At 40.2% G+C, this 18,466-nt stretch carries 16 protein-coding genes; 7 read left to right on the plus strand and 9 right to left on the minus strand.

From position 1 onward, the window contains the following. The first annotated feature begins 324 nt into the window (after positions 1-324). Together HWQ37_RS04700 and HWQ37_RS04705 are read left to right on the plus strand one after the other, a co-directional pair. Entirely contained in the window at positions 325-1,146 is an 822-nt protein-coding gene (locus HWQ37_RS04700) for a hypothetical protein (RefSeq protein WP_292744437.1), read from the plus strand. A gap of 192 nt (positions 1,147-1,338) precedes the next feature. Next, positions 1,339-2,445 carry a DNA cytosine methyltransferase gene (locus HWQ37_RS04705; RefSeq protein ID WP_465249665.1) on the plus strand — a complete coding sequence of 369 codons (1,107 nt, stop codon included), beginning with the start codon at positions 1,339-1,341 and terminating at the stop codon, positions 2,443-2,445. Between the two features lie 109 nt (positions 2,446-2,554). Here HWQ37_RS04705 and HWQ37_RS04710 read toward each other — a convergent pair whose 3' ends face one another. Then, the gene (locus HWQ37_RS04710) at positions 2,555-2,776 is read right to left on the minus strand and encodes a GAF domain-containing protein (RefSeq protein ID WP_292744440.1); all 222 of its coding nucleotides are present in this window, start codon (positions 2,774-2,776) and stop codon (positions 2,555-2,557) included. A 60-nt stretch (positions 2,777-2,836) separates the two neighbouring features. Next, positions 2,837-2,977 (minus strand): hypothetical protein, encoded by a 141-nt coding sequence (locus HWQ37_RS04715; RefSeq protein WP_292744443.1) that lies wholly within the window; start codon positions 2,975-2,977, stop codon positions 2,837-2,839. A gap of 235 nt (positions 2,978-3,212) precedes the next feature. Between HWQ37_RS04715 and HWQ37_RS04720 the strand changes: the two genes are divergently transcribed. Then, entirely contained in the window at positions 3,213-5,804 is a 2,592-nt protein-coding gene (locus tag HWQ37_RS04720) for a chloride channel protein (RefSeq protein ID WP_292744480.1), read from the plus strand. Positions 5,805-5,861: 57 nt separating this feature from the next. Here the strand turns inward: HWQ37_RS04720 and HWQ37_RS04725 are convergent, their stop codons facing one another. The 3 genes from HWQ37_RS04725 to HWQ37_RS04735 form a co-directional block, all read right to left on the minus strand. Beyond that, positions 5,862-7,289, minus strand: coding sequence for a sensor histidine kinase (locus HWQ37_RS04725; protein WP_292744446.1), 1,428 nt, complete (start codon positions 7,287-7,289; stop codon positions 5,862-5,864). Next, positions 7,286-7,663, minus strand: coding sequence for a response regulator transcription factor (locus tag HWQ37_RS04730; protein ID WP_292744448.1), 378 nt, complete (start codon positions 7,661-7,663; stop codon positions 7,286-7,288). Before HWQ37_RS04730 ends, HWQ37_RS04725 begins: the two co-directional genes overlap by 4 nt. Before the next feature lie 131 nt (positions 7,664-7,794). After that, complete coding sequence (locus tag HWQ37_RS04735) at positions 7,795-9,195, minus strand: sensor histidine kinase (RefSeq protein ID WP_292744451.1); 1,401 nt, start codon at positions 9,193-9,195, stop codon at positions 7,795-7,797. 753 nt (positions 9,196-9,948) lie between these two features. On the opposite strand from HWQ37_RS04735, the gene HWQ37_RS04740 reads away from it, so the two are divergent. The 3 genes from HWQ37_RS04740 to HWQ37_RS04750 all read left to right on the plus strand — a co-directional run bounded on the left by HWQ37_RS04740 (position 9,949) and on the right by HWQ37_RS04750 (position 14,231). Further along, the gene (locus HWQ37_RS04740; protein ID WP_292744454.1) at positions 9,949-11,604 is read left to right on the plus strand and encodes a peptidoglycan D,D-transpeptidase FtsI family protein; all 1,656 of its coding nucleotides are present in this window, start codon (positions 9,949-9,951) and stop codon (positions 11,602-11,604) included. Between the two features lie 256 nt (positions 11,605-11,860). Further along, complete coding sequence (locus HWQ37_RS04745; RefSeq protein ID WP_292744457.1) at positions 11,861-13,786, plus strand: transglycosylase domain-containing protein; 1,926 nt, start codon at positions 11,861-11,863, stop codon at positions 13,784-13,786. 202 nt (positions 13,787-13,988) lie between these two features. Then, positions 13,989-14,231 (plus strand): hypothetical protein, encoded by a 243-nt coding sequence (locus tag HWQ37_RS04750; RefSeq protein ID WP_292744460.1) that lies wholly within the window; start codon positions 13,989-13,991, stop codon positions 14,229-14,231. On the opposite strand, the gene HWQ37_RS04755 is transcribed toward HWQ37_RS04750, so the two are convergent. The 4 genes from HWQ37_RS04755 to HWQ37_RS04770 all read right to left on the minus strand — a co-directional run bounded on the left by HWQ37_RS04755 (position 14,197) and on the right by HWQ37_RS04770 (position 16,478). Continuing rightward, a complete protein-coding gene (locus HWQ37_RS04755; protein ID WP_292744463.1) occupies positions 14,197-14,460 on the minus strand; it encodes a hypothetical protein in 264 nt (87 codons plus the stop codon). The two genes, HWQ37_RS04750 and HWQ37_RS04755, sit on opposite strands and share 35 nt — an antisense overlap. 19 nt (positions 14,461-14,479) lie before the next feature. After that, positions 14,480-14,917, minus strand: coding sequence for an RrF2 family transcriptional regulator (locus tag HWQ37_RS04760; RefSeq protein WP_292744466.1), 438 nt, complete (start codon positions 14,915-14,917; stop codon positions 14,480-14,482). 333 nt (positions 14,918-15,250) lie between these two features. Then, the gene (locus HWQ37_RS04765) at positions 15,251-15,640 is read right to left on the minus strand and encodes a DUF1634 domain-containing protein (protein ID WP_292744469.1); all 390 of its coding nucleotides are present in this window, start codon (positions 15,638-15,640) and stop codon (positions 15,251-15,253) included. A 1-nt stretch (position 15,641) separates the two neighbouring features. Further along, a complete protein-coding gene (locus tag HWQ37_RS04770; RefSeq protein ID WP_292744472.1) occupies positions 15,642-16,478 on the minus strand; it encodes a sulfite exporter TauE/SafE family protein in 837 nt (278 codons plus the stop codon). Between the two features lie 565 nt (positions 16,479-17,043). On the opposite strand from HWQ37_RS04770, the gene HWQ37_RS04775 reads away from it, so the two are divergent. Next, complete coding sequence (locus HWQ37_RS04775; protein WP_292744474.1) at positions 17,044-18,366, plus strand: D-alanyl-D-alanine carboxypeptidase; 1,323 nt, start codon at positions 17,044-17,046, stop codon at positions 18,364-18,366. The last annotated feature ends 100 nt before the right edge of the window (positions 18,367-18,466 follow it).

Below are 18,466 nucleotides of genomic sequence, written 5' to 3' on the forward strand. Positions count from 1 at the left end.
GATAAAAAACAAAGGCAATAGTGGCTATGTTGCAATTTAAATGCCGATTAGCTTACCAAAAAAGAATATCGCGCACTGTTAAAAGAGTACGGCTGGGACAAGGGCAGTGCTGAGTCAAGGCGATCGCTCCTAATTGCCGAGAATTTTCAAGCATTTATCAGTTGCCCGGAACACTTAGCAGTTTTACCAATATCGGTACTACTTCGGTTATGTTCCCATAACTACAAAATCCTAATTGATGAATTGAAAGGTATTCCTATTGGTGGATTGACTTGTGGATTAGTGTTAAAACTGATTGAGAAAAGAAGATTGTTTCTCAAAGCCATGAATCAAGAAAGAAAAGATGGCAACTGGCGAGCAACACCAGATGGAAATAGATATTACACCTTCGGCAAAATTATGGAGGATGACCACCAAACAGGGGTGTTTACCGAGAACTTAATAGAGGAATTGGGACTGTCACCACAGCGAATTGTCAGAAAGGCGATCGCTGACCTATATGAAAAGCATCAAGCTGAGATAGCCAAGAATGAAATCGGCTCTTTTGAAGAACTAATCTCTTGTGAACAACTCACTGACACCATAGAAGAATTGATTGCTGTCAACGATGAAAATATCGTCAACCCAACAAACCTTGAGGTAATGCAGCGAGAACTTGAAACCTTGTGGCAAAGGGATACAGAAGAATATGATTGCGAAGAATACCTGGAAGAACCTGAAGAGTCAAACATTGACTTTGAAGAAGATGAGATTCAGGCAGTAGAAAGTACATTGGCTGGGATGTTCGGTACAAATGAAGTCCCAGAAACTGATGCAGAAGTCCTCGCAGACATATTGCGGAAAGCTTCAGATTATTCCTCAGTGCGCTGGGGACTATGGCAATATCAACAAGCTAAAGAAGAAGCTTGGAACCTCCTCTCGGATTCGGAAAGGAAATCTGTATGGCAGATGCTTCCAGAAGCAATCAAAAAGCTTAGTAATGCCAAACGTGAAGGGTTGATTATCAATTTTTATGAGATGGAGTCAGGAGGAGTATATAAAGTCTTCACTACAGATTACCCACTAATAGAAGAAACAGTTAGTAATAGTCGGTTAGACAGATGGCTGGCAGATTTGAAAGTCAGGCAGAACTCTGATTGTAATTGATATGTCTTTAAAGCCAAGTGCAAGAAGTTAACATTAATTAGAATCTCAATGAACTCAACAGCAGCAAACAAAAAAATAGCTGTTAGCCTATTCTCCGGGGTGGGTGGGTTTGACTTGGGATTTAAAGCAGCAGGATTTGAAATAGCGTTCGCGTAGCGTCTCCGAAGGAGAATCGCCATTGATAACAATCCCATCGCCCTAGCAACATACCAACATAATTTCCCGCACGCCACAGTCTTGTGCAAAGACATTCGGGAGGTGACAGGGGAAGAAATACGCGCCTGTATTCAGACGAAGTATGTAGATTGGGACGGTGAAATTCATGCCGTTTTTGGTGGGCCACCATGCCAAGGATTTAGTGTTGCTGGACTGCAAAATGTTGAAGATGAGAGAAACTCATTGGTAGGGGAGTTTGTTCGGCTGGTGTTGGAACTCAATCCTCTGGCAGCAATCATGGAGAATGTGCCGGGGATTGAGAATCAGAAGTTTGGCTGCATTACTGCTAACCTCCAAGCAGTGCTAGAAGAACATTATTTCCTTAGCAAATGGAACCTCACGGCTTCAGATTACGGGGTTCCCCAAGCTAGAAAAAGGGTGTTTTTTGTTGCATCTAAGTTTGGAGAAATTATACCGCCAAAGCATCAACCTCAACATACAGTTAGAGATGCGATCGCGGACTTGTCGCCAGTCCCCCTACTCCCCAAGCAAAACACTCAAGAATGGCATCCAGATTGGGTGAAGGGAGAATATGCTAAGTATCTTGAAAAAATATTCCCAAATCTTGGTATAGTAACTAACATTGAGACGGGATTCGCAGCGACAATACATGCACCACAAGTAATTCAGCAATTTATCAACACTCCCCCAGGTGCGAGAGAAGCTAAATCCAAATCAAAAAAGCTGCAATGGGATGGATTCTGCGTGACGTTAAGAGCGGGGAGTGGCAACCGCACCGCATTACGTCCCCTCCATCCAGAACAACCACGGGTTATATCTGTAAGAGAAGCTGCTCGTTTGCACAGTTATCCTGATTGGTTTAATTTCAGTGAGGCAATACTCCACGCCCAAAGAGAAATCGGAAATTCGGTACCCCCATTGCTTGCATATGCTGTGGGAATGCAAGTTAGAGAACATCTAGAATGCAATACTACTCCTCAAACTAAGTACCCAAATTGGCAAAACAGCCTATTTTTACCAATTTCTTGCAATTTTAAAAATATATTCGTTTTTGTCAATGAAATGCTGTCTTTAAGCGGGTTAAGCAAAATCAGCAAAGAGCGTAGGCGCAGCCCGTCGTAGACATCGCCTCCACATCTGGAAGAAAGCAAAATTTAGTTCCTTGTCTGTAGGTTTGGTGGATAAGAAATAATAACATTCCTAGTTGTAGCGATCGCATCGCCCACGAAGTTTAAAGTCTGGCATCCGCTATGATCAACCCAAGACGATGTGGAATAAGTTGTAATTGCTGTACATCGCGCTCAGTAAAATTGTGAGATTTAAAGTTACCAACGTGCAGAACCCCAATCACTCCTTCCTCAACAGGTAATGGAACGCCAACGAGCGATTGCAATCCCTTCTGGTGCAGAATTGGACTCACTACCTCTACTGCTGACAGATTATTAACCATCATCGGCTCCACACTGGCGGCAATATGACCAGCAATGCCCCGCCCGATAGGGATACGGATTTGTTATGTAATTTCTTCCTCTAGTCCAATGGTTGTTTGTACAGCTAAACTCTGTAGGTCTGCAACTGGAAGTAGGAGTGTAACAGTATCTACGGATATATAATCTCGCAACCACTCAAGCAGCCTATTAAATGTTGCATTCATATAGATTTTAGTAGTACGACAGCAAAAATAAAATCAGAAGAGCTGCTAACAAATACCCACTTTCAAGCAGTACAAGATGTTACAAGTTTTGTACTGCTATTGCACATATCTATCTTTAGGCATAGAAAAATTTCATTGTGATTTCATTTTTTTATGAAACCCTATGAATAGGGTGAACGGTAAGACATTTCAGACATTTATATACCTTCATTGATGACAAGTGATTGCTAAAAATATGTTAGCCAGGGGTAAAATTCTCTGGTTGAGGCTTTCCCGTCAACTGCTTCAACCGAGGCGCTTGGCTTTCGTGGAAGCTTGCCTGATTGGTCTAGTTTCTGGGTTAGCGGCAGTTCTTTTAGGACAGGCAGTAGATTGGGCAGGCGCATTGCGAGTGCGTATTTCTTACCATTGGCCTGCCTACTTGGTGCTACCAGGTATTGGACTAGTAGGGGGACTTTTAGCTGGTTGGTTAGTAGAGCGCTTCGCACCGGAAGCATCAGGTAGTGGGATGTCTGAAGTCAAAGCTGTATTGGCTCGCGTACCGATGCCGTTAAATCTGCGGATTGCTTTGGTGAAGTTGATCAGCGCTACGTTAGTGTTAGGTTCGGGAATGCCTTTGGGACGGGAAGGGCCAACTGTCCAAATTGGGGCAGCGTTGGCAAATCAACTTAGTAACTGGGTACCGACTTCACCAGAGCATCGTCGTCAACTGATCGCCGCCGGAGCCGGGGCGGGATTAGCTGCGGCTTTTAATGCACCGATCGCAGGTGTACTATTTGTAGTGGAAGAATTACTCCAAGATGTGTCAGGTATCACTCTTGGGACTGCGATTTTGGCTTCTTTCATCGCTTCAGTCATCTCTAGGCTCTATGGTAGCCACAACCTGGATCTAAATCATCTAAATTTAGGTCTTCCCGATACAACTTTCTTCGCTCAAGAAATTCCTTTCTACTTGATTTTGGGAGTATTGGCGGGACTTCTAGGCATTCTATTTAATAAAGGTATTCTTAAGAGTCTAGCAATTAACCGCCGCCTGCTACATGTGAGTTTACCTTGGCGAATTGGAATTGCTGGGTTAGTCAGTGGTTTGGCGATCGCCTTTTTACCTGCTGCCTTTCGCGATCATGCTGGGCTGAGAGAAATTTTGCTTGCGGGTAATACTAATTGGTCATTTGCCGCGATCGCTCTTTTAGTTCAGTTTACCCTAATTATTTTTACCTACGGCTCTGGAGCGCCAGGGGGTTTACTAGTTCCAACCTTGGTGTTGGGAGCCGCCCTTGGTTACTTAGTGGGTGCTGTTGAACACAGTTTACTAGGAATGAGTGCTGCAACAGTCTATGCTCATGTCGGCATGGCTGCCTTTTTTAGCGCCGTCTCTAAGGTACCAATTACAGCAGTCGTCATTGTATTTGAGATGACAACAGATTTCAATCTGGTGCTACCGCTAATGATTGCGTCTGTGGTTGCCTATTTAGTAGCAGAAAAAATTGACCATCGATCGCTCTACGACCTTCTACTAGAGTGGAAAGGGATTCACATCACCAAGGAGCCTAGCACAGAGGGACTTCTAGCACAACTGAGTGCTGTAGATGTGATGCAACGGCGTGTGGAAACTCTCTCTAGCCAAATGAGTACTGATGAAGCAGTACAGGCATTTTCTGACTCTCACCATCGCAACTTCCCAGTTTTAGAGAATGGTAAAGTTGTTGGTATTATTACTCAAAAAGATTTAGTTAACATTGCTTCGCAAGAGTTAGGCAAAGATACAACTATTAGCGAGATTATGACACCAGAGCCAGTGACAGTAACTCCCACAGCTACACTGGCTCATGTACTGCATATACTCAATCGTTATCACCTCAGCTGCTTGCCTGTTACAGAAGGTCGAAAACTCATAGGAATTATTACTCGTAGTGATATTATCCGTGTAGAAGCAGAGCAACTGAGTGGTAATAGCGAACAAATAGAACGTAAATCAGCACCTTCTTATGTGGTTTACCAAACTCGCGCTCCAGCTACAGGCAAAGGAAGGTTGTTAGTACCACTTTCACATCCACAGACAGCCGAGACTTTATTGGAAATGGCAGTTGCGATCGCCAAAGATCGCAATTACGAAATAGAATGCCTACAAGTGATTATCGTTCCGTCTGGCCGCATCCCATCGGAAACACCAGTACAAATCAGCAAAAGTCTTCAACTTTTGCAACGGGCAATACTTTTAGGAGAAAATTCGCGGATTCCCGTTCATACCCAGATCCGAGTTGCCCATAATGTTGCTGGGGCAATTTTGGAGACTGTCAAAGAACGACACATTGACTTGGTGCTGATGGGATGGAAAGGCAGTACATCAACTCCTGGTAGAGTTTTTAGCCGAGTGGTGGATACGATAATTCGACAGGCAGGTTGTGATGTTATCTTGGCTAAATTAGATGATAAAAGATCCTTTGACCGTTGGTTGTTGCCAATGGCAGGTGGACCTAACTCCAGCCAAGCAATTAAGTTATTACCTGCTCTGGCTTCTCTAAGTACATCGCCCCAAATCAAGCTATGTCAGGTTTTCCAGCCTACTAACTCGATTCCTGACACAACATTATTAGATAAATCTGTTCACTTTCTGCAACGCCGAGTTAGCGGTAAAGTGATGGCTACTCCAGTTCGTGCCAATTCTGTTTCTGATGCTGTCCTCAAGTGTGCTGAACTTGATAACAGTGATGTGATTGTTCTGGGAGCTAGCCGTGAAAGTTTACTACAACAAGCGATTCAAGGAAATATTGCCGAGAATATTTCTCGTAAGAGTAATTGTACAGTTATCATGGTCAAAACTTAATTACTAGGCGCAACCCTACCCATAGAGTATTACAAATGACAAATTACGAATGACAAATTACGAATTACGAATCATCGGCAAGTATATAGTAAAAGTTGCCCCTTGATTTGATGTGCTGCTTGCGATAATACTACCTTGATGGGCTTCAATAATCCGCTTAGAAATTGCTAACCCTAGACCATTACCGCTACCTTTGCGTGCAGGGTCTGTTGTATAAAATTGCTCAAAGATTCGGGGTAAATCACCCTCTTTTATCCCTTTTCCTTGGTCTTGAATTTGAATAATAGCTTGTTTGCCTTGGCTGTATGCAGAAATAAATACTTGAGAATTGGCTGGTGAGTGCTTAATCGCATTATCCAACAAATTGAGAATCGCTTGTAATAACCGCTCTGGATCGCCCTGGATCATTAGGTTTCCCACGTTCACCTGTGTAGAAATTCCCAGAGATAGCATTCGTGGTTCTAATGCGTTAACAGCACGATTAATTAATCCATACAGCGAGATGGGTTGCTTTTCTAGTTCAAAAACTCCTGCTTCCAAACGCCCTAAATCCAGCAAGTCATGAATCAATCGTGATAAACGTTTGGTTTCGCTTTCGATAGTTTGGAAAAAGCGATCGCGTAATTCTGGTTCTTCAGATGCTCCTGCTTTGAGTGCGTCTACTGTCACCTGAACGTTACTTATAGGAGTACGTAATTCGTGGGAGACATTGGCTAAAAACACCCGTCGCTCTTTGTCTAAGGAAGCTAACCGCTCACTCATCCGGTTGAGTTCTGCTGCCAATTGATCCAACTCATTGTTCTCATGGATCGTTAGTTTATCGCCAAAATGACCGCCACCCAAGCGAATAGCAAAGTTCCGCATAATCTCAATTGGTTTTGAGAGACTGCGAGCAAACCGACTGCTAATTAACGCACACAGTAGAATCGTTACTGCTAGCGTTCCTAAAATACTCCAAATTACCCTAGCAAACTGTCGCTGAAACTGCTCCAAAGTCATAGACATTCGGATTACGCCCAACAATTGACCGTTACGCTCAATAGGTCTGGTAATGTAGAGGCGATCGTCGTTTGATAAAACGCCTTTGGCAATTCCTTGTTTTACATGATTTTGTAGAGCTTCCCGCATTCCCGGAACTTGATACCAATCTTTAACCTGGCTGTCTAACTTGGGGTCAGAAGTGGCTAATAAACTGCCTTGTTGACTAAAAACACGTAGCGTTACAGTTTGTGGTGCGCCATAGCGTTGCACCAGTAAATTTACCTGTTTAATATCTTTTTCTTCTAGTGCATCTGCTACACTTTCACTTAACGCGCTCGTCCAGTTATCCAAATCTACTTGTCGCGATCGCATAAAATAATCATGGAACGACCAAAGGATATAACCTGCCATCAACGACGTTCCAAAAGCTGTTAGCATCAGGTATGTACCTAACAGCTTGGCATAAATTGTATTTAATTTAATCCCAGGTATCCAGCCTCTCATAAAGGCTGCTCTCCAGAACGACGACGCAATACTGCTTTGATGCGTGCTAGTAGTTCGCGGGTGTTGAAAGGTTTAGTAATATAATCATCTGCACCTGCTTCTAACCCCCAAATTTTATCAATATCCTCATCTTTAGCTGTGAGCATCACAATAGGTACATTGGAAAATGCCCGAATTCGCCAGCAAACTTCCATACCGTTAACTTCCGGTAACATTAAGTCAAGCAAAATTACATCTGGTACTTGCTTGTGAAACTGTTTGATTGCACTATGTCCATCGGCGGCTGTAGTCACCGTGTAACCTTCTTTTTGTAGTGTATAGGTGAGACTGTCGCAAAGAGCCGCTTCATCATCTACAAGTAATACGTGTGGCATTGTTTATTCTAAATTAGCGTGAGTTATTTATAATAATATTTTGTATTAACAGGTATATTTGTGACATCTTCCTCTCGAAATTAATTTGTTAAATAGTAAGGATGAAAATCTTATAACCAAAAGATTTAAGTTTAATCATGACTGCTTAATTTACTCTTTACTATTACTGTTACCTGTTGAGGAAATTTTATCGTAAAACTTGTTCCACCTCCTACTTCGCTATCTACATAAACTTCTCCATGATGTATTTCTAAACATTTTTTAACTACAGCAAGTCCTAGTCCACTGCCAACAATTTTGCCTACATTATTAGCACGATGAAAAGGCTCAAATAAGTGTTTTTTAAATTCTTCAGGAATTCCTATCCCATTATCTTTAACTTGGAAAAATATTGCGGATGATTCACAACTAAGAACTAAAAAAATACTTCCCTCTGGAGGTGAATATTTAATTGCATTTGAGAGTAAGTTACTCAGAACCGAATAAAGTATATTTTCGTCTAGTTTGGCATGAGTACAGTTCCCTTGGCTGATAAATTTAATAGTATGCTGTTGTTGATTAGAAAATTGGAGGTCTTCGATCAAATTAATGCAAAATGCTTCCAAATCTATCAGTTCTGGATGAAATTCTAACTTCCCAGCTTCTGCCCTAGTCAAAGTTAAAATATCGGTTAGTAACTGGTTCATTGACCTAGCTGAAGATTGAATGCGATACAGATTTTTAAGTTTCTTCTCTTCCGTCCACTGCTGATTACTTTGAGCCAATAGTTGAGCCGACCCTAATATAATACTCAATGGTGTACGAAATTCATGGGATACCATTGAAAAAAATCGTAACTTCAATTCACTTAGTTCTTTTTCTTGAGCTAAAGTCTGTTGAATAGCTTCTGCTTCTTGGCGCTTTACTAATTGTTGATAAAGTAAGGCATAAACGCCTAATAAAATGGCAAAACTCAAGAAAGTACCGAGGAATTCAATCAACATCCGGTTGCGGATATTCTCTTGGGAATGTCTGACTGAGATTTGCAGTAACTGTTCCTCCCTAGCTTGCATTTGGGTAAGCGTTTCACGGATTTGATTACGGTTTTGATTACTTTGAGTAAGTAGAGGTGCTTGAATAGCAAAGCTTGATTTACCTACTTCTTTGAGGTTAATCGACTGTTTAGATAATTGAACTCTTTGAGCAATGAGGAATTTTAGCTTCGTTATTTGCTGCTGTTGATAAGAGTCATCAGCAAGCTGTTGCTGCAATTTTTTAACTTTGGCATCCAGGCTTTGCATTGCCTGATAGTAACGTTTGAGTTCTGATTGCTCTCTATAAAGAATATAACCTCTACGTCCAGCTTCTGCATCGGTTAGTGTAGCGAAGATGTCAATAACATTTTTCATTACCTCATGTGTGTCCTTCACTTGATTGCTACTTTCAATTAACTGAGTAGCATTTTGGTAAGAAATAAGACTAGCTGTACCCATTAATAATAAGCTCAAGCCAAAGCCAGAGGCAATCCATTTCCTTTCCAGTGACCATTTCATAGAAAAATTAATTAATCATTAATGGTTCAGAGTCCATATCTTATCCAAGACCTGACATCAAAGTAAAGATTTTTCTAAATATTAGGCTTAGTTCAAAAATTTTATTACTAACCGATTTCTACCCGATTTTTGCCTTAAATCTCCACAAATAGATATTAAACTTCTACTTAAATTCAAGCTCCTCTGCACTAAAATATCTCCAAAAAAACAATTAATTTTTATTTTTTTGGAGATATTTAATTTTATATAGTAAGACTCATTACCACTCCAAAAGCTTTCTTTTCTATTGGCTATGTAAATACCCACTAAACCGAATAAATTCTCTAAATAAAAAGATATTCTTATATCATCATGAAATAAACTGTGATTGCTCTATTATCTCATCTATAATTTATGCGAATTATATTGAAATTTAGAATTAATCAACATTCTTACTTTTACTACCCGATTTTTACCCGAATTCTACCCAACTTTTAGACTTTTAAGGTGTAGCGTTAGGAAAATACAGATGAGGTATTAGAATATTATTTCAGGGTTTCGTAAATTTTCATGCCTTACTGTTCAATGAATATTGTCAATAAATATCGTTCATCATCATGAGCAAGTAGAGTGAAATTACAGAGTTCCAGGAATCCCGCAGTTACAAAGCGAGAGAGTGTTTTTAGACAAAATAAAAAGAAAAAAATTACTACCCATACACCAAACCAAATACGAAACACTAGACACAGACTTTTTTTAGTATGGTGTATTTTAATGGCAGCAGTTTTAGGACTGGTTATCAACTTGTATAAATTACAAATTGTAGAGGGAGCAAAGCTAACAGAGAAAGCACGAAATCAGCAGATGGTAACTTTACAGCCTTTTATACCCCGCCGAATGGTGGTGGATCGTAATCATAATATCTTGGCTTGTGACCGTCTTGTATATACTCTGTACGCCCATCCAAAACTGTTTAAACAATCTGATGAACAAATAGCACAAAAACTTGCCCCAATACTTAACAAAAATGCTAATGAATTAGTGAAAATTTTTCAAAGTCAAAAAAGTGGCATTTTACTTGCTTCTACGCTCCCAGAATCAACTGCTACTCATGTAACTGCATTGCACTTCAATGGTTTAGAGTTGATTCAAAAATACCTCCGATTTTACCCAGAGAACGATTTAGTTGCAGATGTAGTAGGTTATGTCAATACAGACCGTAATGGTCAAGCAGGTGTGGAATACAGCCAAGAAGATTTGCTGAAACGTTCTGTGGAAAATGTACGGCTTAGTCGAACAGGTAACGGCGCATTTATGCCAGATTATGCTCCTGTAGGATTGCTGGATTTTGATGATTTGCAACTACAGTTAACTATTGATAGTCGCCTACAACGAAGCGCCCGTATAGCTCTGAAGCAACAAATGGAGAAATTTAGGGCAAAACGGGGAGCGGTAATTGTAATGGATGCTTTGGATGGTTCCTTGCTGGCTTTAGTATCTGTGCCAACATATAACTCTAACGAATACTCCAAAGCTGATATTTCACTGTTTAAAAATTGGACAGTAGCGGATACTTATGAACCAGGCTCAACATTTAAGCCTTTAAATGTAGCGATCGCTTTAGAAAATGGCGTTATTAAATCAGATGATGTATTTAAAGATCCTGGTTTCATTAAAGTAGCCAACTACACTATTAAAAATGCTGAGGAAAACAATTATCGAAGAATTAGTATTGCTCAAATTCTCCAATACTCTAGCAATGTTGGCATGGTGGAAATTATGCAGCGATTGCGTCCTTCAGTCTATTACAACTGGCTTCAACGCTTAGGAGTAGGGCAAACTGTTGATACAGATTTGCCATTTGCAGTTAGCGGACAGTTGAGAAGTCAAGAAAAATTTGTTGCTTCACCTATAGAACCAGCGACTACCTCCTTTGGGCAAGGATTTTCCCTCACACCATTACAAATAGTGCAATTACACGCAGCTTTAGCTAACGGTGGGAAATTAGTTACACCTCATGTAGTTCGGGGACTAATTGATAGCAAAGGACAGATACATTACTCACCAACTTTCCCCACACCACGCCAAATTTTCTCACGCACTACAACTCAAGAGGTGGTGAAAATGATGGAAACTGTGGTTGAAGAAGGAACTGGAAAAGCATCACAAATCTCCGGTTATCATATAGCTGGTAAAACTGGTACAGCACAAAAAGCAAGTTCCACTGGCGGTTATAAAAAAGGCGCTTACATCACTAGCTTTTTGGGCATATTACCAGTAGAGTCTCCCCGTTATGTAGTTTTGGCAGTGGTAGATGAGCCGAAAGGAGAAAATGTTTATGGTGGTACTGTCGCCGCACCAATTGTTAAATCTGTAATAGAAGCATTAATTTATCTTGAGAAAATTCCACCAATTCCGGGAGTTAATTAAGTGTTGAAGACTATACAAAATGGTAATAAAGTAGCTGCATAAAAAAACTAGCCATCTATTTTTTAGAGTTTTATGGAGTCGAAATAGAAATTTGCAATCATATACAAATAGCAATTTTCCTAGTTGATTTAAACTCAGATATTTACGTTGTATATTACGCACTGATACCTACGATTATTGATAATAGTGCAAGATATCAAATTACCAAAACTAAATAAATTGTAGTTATATTTATAAGTGAGGAAGTATAATTGCCGTGTCTTCGACTAAAAGTTTTGCAAAAAAACACTCAGAAATTCACGCTTTATCTCGTTTTGAGTTTTTCAAAGGAGTTGGTCAAGTAACTGGTGGTACACTCTTATCAATCACAATGGTAGCAAGTTCGGTTTTAGCGGGAGGACTAGTTGGTTTAGCTATTAGTTTCCGCGATCTACCAGATGTTAGACAACTACGAACTTTTTTCCCCTCAGAAACAAGTTATATCTATGACATTAAAGGTAAGCTTTTAGCAAGTATACATGGAGAAGCTAATCGAGAAGTAGTAACTCTAAATCAAATTTCTCCTAATCTCAAACGAGCAGTATTAGCCAGCGAAGACAGTCACTTCTACGATCATCACGGGATTAATCCTGTTGGGATTGGACGTGCAGCTTTAGTCAATTGGGCAGCTGGAGGTGTGCGAGAAGGTGGTTCTACAATCACCATGCAATTGGTGAAAAATATTTTCTTATCTCAAAAACGTGCTGTTACCCGAAAAATCGCAGAAGCGGTATTAGCAATTCGCTTAGAGCAAGTTATCAGTAAAGATCAAATATTAGAGATGTACCTTAATCAAGTTTACTGGGGTCACAATAACTATGGTGTTCAAACAGCAGCACGTACTTACTTTAATAAATCAGCAGAAAATTTGACTCTGGGCGAATCAGCGATGATGGCAGGCTTAATTCAAGCTCCAGAAGAATTTAGCCCCTTTGTGAGTATCAAGCTGGCAAAACAAAAACAAAAAGAAGTATTGGGGCGAATGTTAGAACTTAATTGGATTACTCAGCAAGAGTATAATGATGCCCTCAATCAAGAAATTAAACTTGGTAAAATCAAGTCATTTCAAGGTAGCGCTTTGCCTTATATTACTAATACCGTATCCCAAGAATTAATTAAAAAGTTTGGGCGTGAAACATTACTCAAAGGTGGAATGCAGGTACAAACTACAGTAGATGCAGGTTTCCAAATGATGGCAGAAGAAACTATCAAGAAATGGCATAAAACCCTTGAAGGTCAGGGATTAAAAAATAATCAAATCGCTTTAGTGGCAATTGATCCTCGCACACATTTTGTTAAAGCACTAGTGGGTGGTATAGATTCAAAAACTAGCGAATTTAACCGAGCAACTCAAGCCCACCGTCAGCCAGGATCTTCTTTTAAGCCGTTTGTTTACTATACTGCTTTTGCTAGTGGTAAATTTACACCCAATACAACAATTCTAGATACTCCAGTTAGTTACCGTGATGGTAATGGTTGGTATTCTCCCCGAAACTACGATAATACATTTATGGGAGCAATACCGATTCGTACAGCCCTAGCCCAGTCTCGTAATGTCCCCGCAGTCAAAATTGGCAAAGCTGTGGGTATGAATAAAGTAATTGAAACTTGCCGTACTTTGGGAATTATGAGTCCGATGGAACCGGTGAGTTCTTTACCACTAGGTGCAATCGGTGTGACACCGCTAGAAATGGCTAGTGCTTATGCGACTTTTGCTAATTACGGCTGGCAGTCGCCTCCAACGATTATTGCCCGTGTTACTGACGGTAGTGGCAATGTGTTAATAGATAATACTCCTCAACCTCAGCGAGTTCTTGACCCTTGGGCATCAGCAGCAATTTTAGATGTAATGCAAACGGTAGTTAAAGAAGGAACTGGTAGAGGTGCAGATATAGGTCGTCCAGTTGCGGGAAAGACGGGTACAACTTCCTCAGAGAAAGATATTTGGTTTATTGGTACAGTACCGCAGTTAACAACTGCCATTTGGGTAGGGAGGGACAACAACCGACAATTATCTAGCCACGCGACAGGTGGAGGTATGGTTGCTCCTATTTGGCGTGATTTTATGCAGAAGGCACTCAAAGATGTACCAGTAGAAAACTTCCAGCCACCTTCTAATTTTCCTCGTCCGAAATCAAATTAAAAATGTTCTAAGCTGAGACGGACGCATTTAATTTTTCCAGATGAAAACCTCACAGCAAGTCTTCAGGCTCCAAAAAGTCTAATTTAGATGCGCCATATATTATCTAGGGCGTGTCATCAATTAGGTAAACTGGAATCAGGGATTCTTAGGATAAGCCAAATGGTGCAATTTATTTAGCTGCTTCTGTTATCTGCTTAAATTGATGACACGCCCTAGTCCATCAGAAGCGGCAGTTGATAGTCAACCAGTGGAAGCAGCAACGATGATTTGCATTGATGTAGCCTATGATGCCATCAAAAAGATACATGGACGCAAACAACATCTGAGTCTAAGCGAGGAAGTCACCCTCCTCACTCACCCAGAAGCTACTACTGTCTTGCTGCTTGAGTGCCGCATCGCAAGATTGCCAATTAAAGAACTTTATACCTCATTGCTTCACTACTAGGTATTCTCAACTTTTGATAAACGCCACTCAGTTGAACACGTTCTGGTGGTTGATGCAAGGTTGCACAGCATCTTTGCACTGCCGCTTGATATTCCCGCCATTGCTTACGAATGGCTACACTAGTGAGATCATTACCTAAGTCTTCAAATTTTAGCCCAGCCCGACTAAGCCAAATTTCCACATCAGTTGTTTCACCAAAAGGTTCGGAAAAAAGATTATTGTTAAACATTGTTACAATATTTACCTTTTTATATATAGTACATAAGTTCCCTTTGTTGACGTTTAGACCGTCTTTCCCAAAGGTCTTGGAGTGAATGCTTTTGGAAAACGAAGTTAGCTGCTTGACAGGCTTCTTGCCAAACCTCCTCCACTATGCCCGATTCCATAGTTTCAATAGTTGTATTGTTGGCAGGTGCATCAATCTCTACTCCCTCTATGGCAGTCAAAACATCTAAAACTGTGATTTTTCGGGGGTCACGTGCTAAGATGTAGCCGCCCTTCACGCCACGTATGCTATTAATTAAACCTCGACATCTTAATGTTGCTAGTAGTTGTTCTAAGTAGCGATTTTGTATACTTTTTAGCTCTGCTATTTGTTTAATTTGCATTGGCTCGCCATTCTGGTAGGAATCTACCAATGCCAACATCGCTAGAAGTGAGTATTCAAATTTATTTGGTAGTCTCATCAGGCTAGATACTATACAAGCTTTTAAACTTGTATAGTATCTAAACTCTAAAGTAATAAAGTAATACGAGCTATTTTGATTTTTTTTCAAAAAGATAAACAAGAATGATTGACAAAATAGTAATTTAAAGGTATGTGTGCGAGTTTGCAACTTCTAACACTTTTCTAATAAGCTCTTGAAGCTATTAAAGAAAGTATTGTACTAACTATTATTTTTTCCTTGCACCCTTCGCCTTCTGCTCCCTCGGCTCCAACAGCTTGCCATAAGAGAGACAATAGTATGTATTCTTTGTACAAGAGTAACATAAGTAATACTAAGCCAACTTAGACGTATCTAAGAATTTTCTCCAATGAGACTGTAAATCAGCCCACTCAGTACAATTAGAGTCACAATTACATAGGTATAATCTTTGAGTCGAACAAAAGCTAACAGAGAAAAAACCACTCTCATAACTGGAGTAGCAATCAGTAGCAGTAGTCCTAGTTGAATAATGCCTCGGTTACGACCTGATAATATTGATGTTTTTACCCCGGCTGGAGTGCGAAACTCTGCTGGTTCTCCCCGAAAAAACTGGTAATTAGGAACCTCAGTCCCGTGGCGAATTAAGTACAAAATTCCACCCGTTAGAACCAGAACGGTAGCAAGGATAACCCCGACTCTTAACAGATTGCCAATAAATTGCTCAAAACGCTGCTCAAACTTAGTACGTCTGTTTAGAACCATTTTAAAGCCTCCCAGTTAGACCTTTGTAGATCATTTCCAGCGCCAGTACCAAAATCACACCACTGAAAATATTTCGCAAAAGTTGTACCCTGGCTCTGACAAGTACTCGCGCCCCCAATACAGCACCACACAGTACTCCCAACATCACTGGCATTGCTAATCCGGGGTCGATATAACCTCGGTTTAGATATATTCCTGCACTAGCAGCTGCTGTTACTCCAATCATGAAATTGCTGGTAGTTGTGGAAACTTTGAATGGAATATGCATTATTTGATCCATTGCCAGCACCTTGAGCGCTCCCGAACCAATACCTAGCAAGCCGGAAAATACACCAGCTATAAACATTAGCCCAAATCCAAAGGGAACACCACGCACGTTGTAAGATTGTTCTCCCGTAGAAGTTGGATAAGTACTATTTAGCTTCAAGCGTGTTGCCAGGGGATCTGGCGGTAAATTATCGATGTTTTCGGAGTAGGGTTTACGAGATAGGTACGCACTATAAAGTAAAACAATCCCAAACACAATAGCGATCGCTCCAGTAGAAATCTTCGCTGCCACAACCGCTCCAGCTACAGCGCCAAAGGTTGTTGCTATTTCTAGGAACATCCCTAGCCGCATATTAGTGTAACCTTCCTTTACATAAGCAGAAGCTGCTCCACTAGATGTAGCAATTACAGATACTAAGGAAGCACCAATAGCATAGTGAAGATCCACTCTACAAACTACAGATAGGAAAGGAACAATTACTACGCCACCACCCAAGCCTGTTAAAGCTCCTAAAAATCCAGCGCTCAAGGAGCCAAACCATACTAATAGCGAAAAATCCAGAGTATTCAAGGTTTATTCTCCACTATTTGGTTTTATGGGTTAATACACCAATTAGTTTCACACTGGTTAGTTGGTTTTACTTTATATTTTTTAAATTATAAAAACAAATATTTTTTCTTATTAATTTAATAAAAATTTTTAATCATATTGTATATGTAAGCATGGAAAAAACTGTCAAAATGACAAATTGCTTATAGTCTATTTCGCTAAATTTTGATCAAATTTATCAAACAGATATTTAACCAACTAAACTACTGTAAAAACAGTTAAATATAGTAGTTTTGTGAACGTCACATTTATGCCATAACTTGGTCATAACTATGTCACAGATGACTGTTATCTTGTGGATGTTTTCTTAACAGATATTCTCTACATTCGATCAAATATGCTCTTTTTTATAGTCTTAAGTACAGTTTGCAGTAAAGCTGGTGAAGTAAATACAAGTAAGAGTTCCTGACTGTTGGCATCTTATTGAATTGATGAGGCTGATTCATAAGAATTGACAAGTCGAATTATAAGACGGAAGAATTTAGCATAGCAAATCACGTAATCCCATATTAGAGAGGAATAAATTATGCTTGAGTTATTAGGTTCAGGCTTAGTAACGCTGTGGCTACAAAAAGCTGGAATCCAAATCAATTATTTAGATGCTTTAGATGCACTAACTTGGCAAATTAGTCCTAGCTTGGTTCTTGCCTCAGATCCGAATCCATCTGGAAACACTACAGTGCAAGAATATCTCAAGGAGCTAATCACATCAAAACTGATAGCACAGAATTTGAAAGAAAACCAAGGGATTTGGATACAGTCAGGGCCAATGCTTATGGCTAATCACCAAGGTACAACACCTCTGCCAGCTGCTTCTTTAACCAAAATTGCTACCTCATTAGTTGCTTTTAAAACCTGGGGGCCAGACCACCAATTTGAGACTTTGGTAAGTGCCACTGGGCCGGTAGTAAATGGGGTATTGGAAGGTGATTTAGTCATAGCTGGTGGTGGAGATCCGATGTTTGTTTGGCAGGAAGGAATAGCTTTAGGAAATACTCTCAATCAAATAGGCATCAAACAAGTAAAGGGAAATTTGGTAATTACTGGTAACTTCGCCATGAACTTCCAGCGTTATCCATTCTTGGCAGGTCAAATGCTCAAACAAGCACTAAATTATGCCACATGGAATCGCTCTGTTATTTTCCAATATTCAACTATGCCCAAGGGAACGCCAAAGCCACAAGTCATAATTACGGGTACTGTTAAAGTAAATTTACAATCCACTCCCCAACAAAATTTGTTAGTGCGCCATCGATCTTTGCCTTTACAACAACTTATCAAGGAGATGAACGTTTTTAGTAACAATGATATGGCAGAGATGCTAGCAGAATCAGTGGGAGGGTTTAGTGTAGTCCAATCAACAGCTGCTCATCTGGCTGGAGTACCACAGTCAGAAATTCAATTAATCAATGGTTCTGGACTAGGCCCAGAAAATCGCATTTCTCCTAGAGCAATTTGTGCAATGTTCATGGCGCTAGAGCGGGAAGCAGTCGCTCATCAGATGAATTTGGCTGACTTATTTCTCACTTCCGGGTTGGATCATCGGGGGACAATTCACCGCAGACATATTCCTGTTGCGACTGTAATTAAAACTGGGACATTACATGATGTTAGTAGTTTAGCTGGTGTGATGCCTACACGCGATCGCGGTTTGGTCTGGTTTGCAATCCTAAACCGTGGCACAAACCCAGCAGGTTTCCGTTCTGAGCAAGATAAACTGTTGCAAAATTTGATCAAACAGTTGCAACTACCTCAAGTAGTTCCTAGTATCCTAACTCCCCACTTAGCGATGAACTCTTTACCTCAAATCGGTGTAGACAGTCGTAATGAAATTTTATTCAGAAACTAGCCTTTTCAAAAACTAAAGCTGGAGTATGAGTGTGAACTAACCTTTTTCAAGGTATAATCTACCAATAAATAATCAAGAGTGTAAACGCTTTTAGTACTAA

This window comes from Nostoc sp. NMS4, from assembly GCF_017115095.1.
GTDB lineage: Bacteria > Cyanobacteriota > Cyanobacteriia > Cyanobacteriales > Nostocaceae > Nostoc.

Coding starts and splice junctions, on each gene's coding strand:
- HWQ37_RS04700 (WP_292744437.1), top strand. CDS start 325: ATGAATCAAGAAAGAAAAGATGGCAACTGGCGAGCAACACCAGATGGA.
- HWQ37_RS04710 (WP_292744440.1), bottom strand. CDS start 2,776: ATGATGGTTAATAATCTGTCAGCAGTAGAGGTAGTGAGTCCAATTCTG.
- HWQ37_RS04715 (WP_292744443.1), bottom strand. CDS start 2,977: ATGAATGCAACATTTAATAGGCTGCTTGAGTGGTTGCGAGATTATATA.
- HWQ37_RS04720 (WP_292744480.1), top strand. CDS start 3,213: ATGTTAGCCAGGGGTAAAATTCTCTGGTTGAGGCTTTCCCGTCAACTG.
- HWQ37_RS04725 (WP_292744446.1), bottom strand. CDS start 7,289: ATGAGAGGCTGGATACCTGGGATTAAATTAAATACAATTTATGCCAAG.
- HWQ37_RS04730 (WP_292744448.1), bottom strand. CDS start 7,663: ATGCCACACGTATTACTTGTAGATGATGAAGCGGCTCTTTGCGACAGT.
- HWQ37_RS04735 (WP_292744451.1), bottom strand. CDS start 9,195: ATGAAATGGTCACTGGAAAGGAAATGGATTGCCTCTGGCTTTGGCTTG.
- HWQ37_RS04740 (WP_292744454.1), top strand. CDS start 9,949: ATGGCAGCAGTTTTAGGACTGGTTATCAACTTGTATAAATTACAAATT.
- HWQ37_RS04750 (WP_292744460.1), top strand. CDS start 13,989: ATGACACGCCCTAGTCCATCAGAAGCGGCAGTTGATAGTCAACCAGTG.
- HWQ37_RS04755 (WP_292744463.1), bottom strand. CDS start 14,460: ATGTTTAACAATAATCTTTTTTCCGAACCTTTTGGTGAAACAACTGAT.
- HWQ37_RS04760 (WP_292744466.1), bottom strand. CDS start 14,917: ATGAGACTACCAAATAAATTTGAATACTCACTTCTAGCGATGTTGGCA.
- HWQ37_RS04765 (WP_292744469.1), bottom strand. CDS start 15,640: ATGGTTCTAAACAGACGTACTAAGTTTGAGCAGCGTTTTGAGCAATTT.
- HWQ37_RS04775 (WP_292744474.1), top strand. CDS start 17,044: ATGCTTGAGTTATTAGGTTCAGGCTTAGTAACGCTGTGGCTACAAAAA.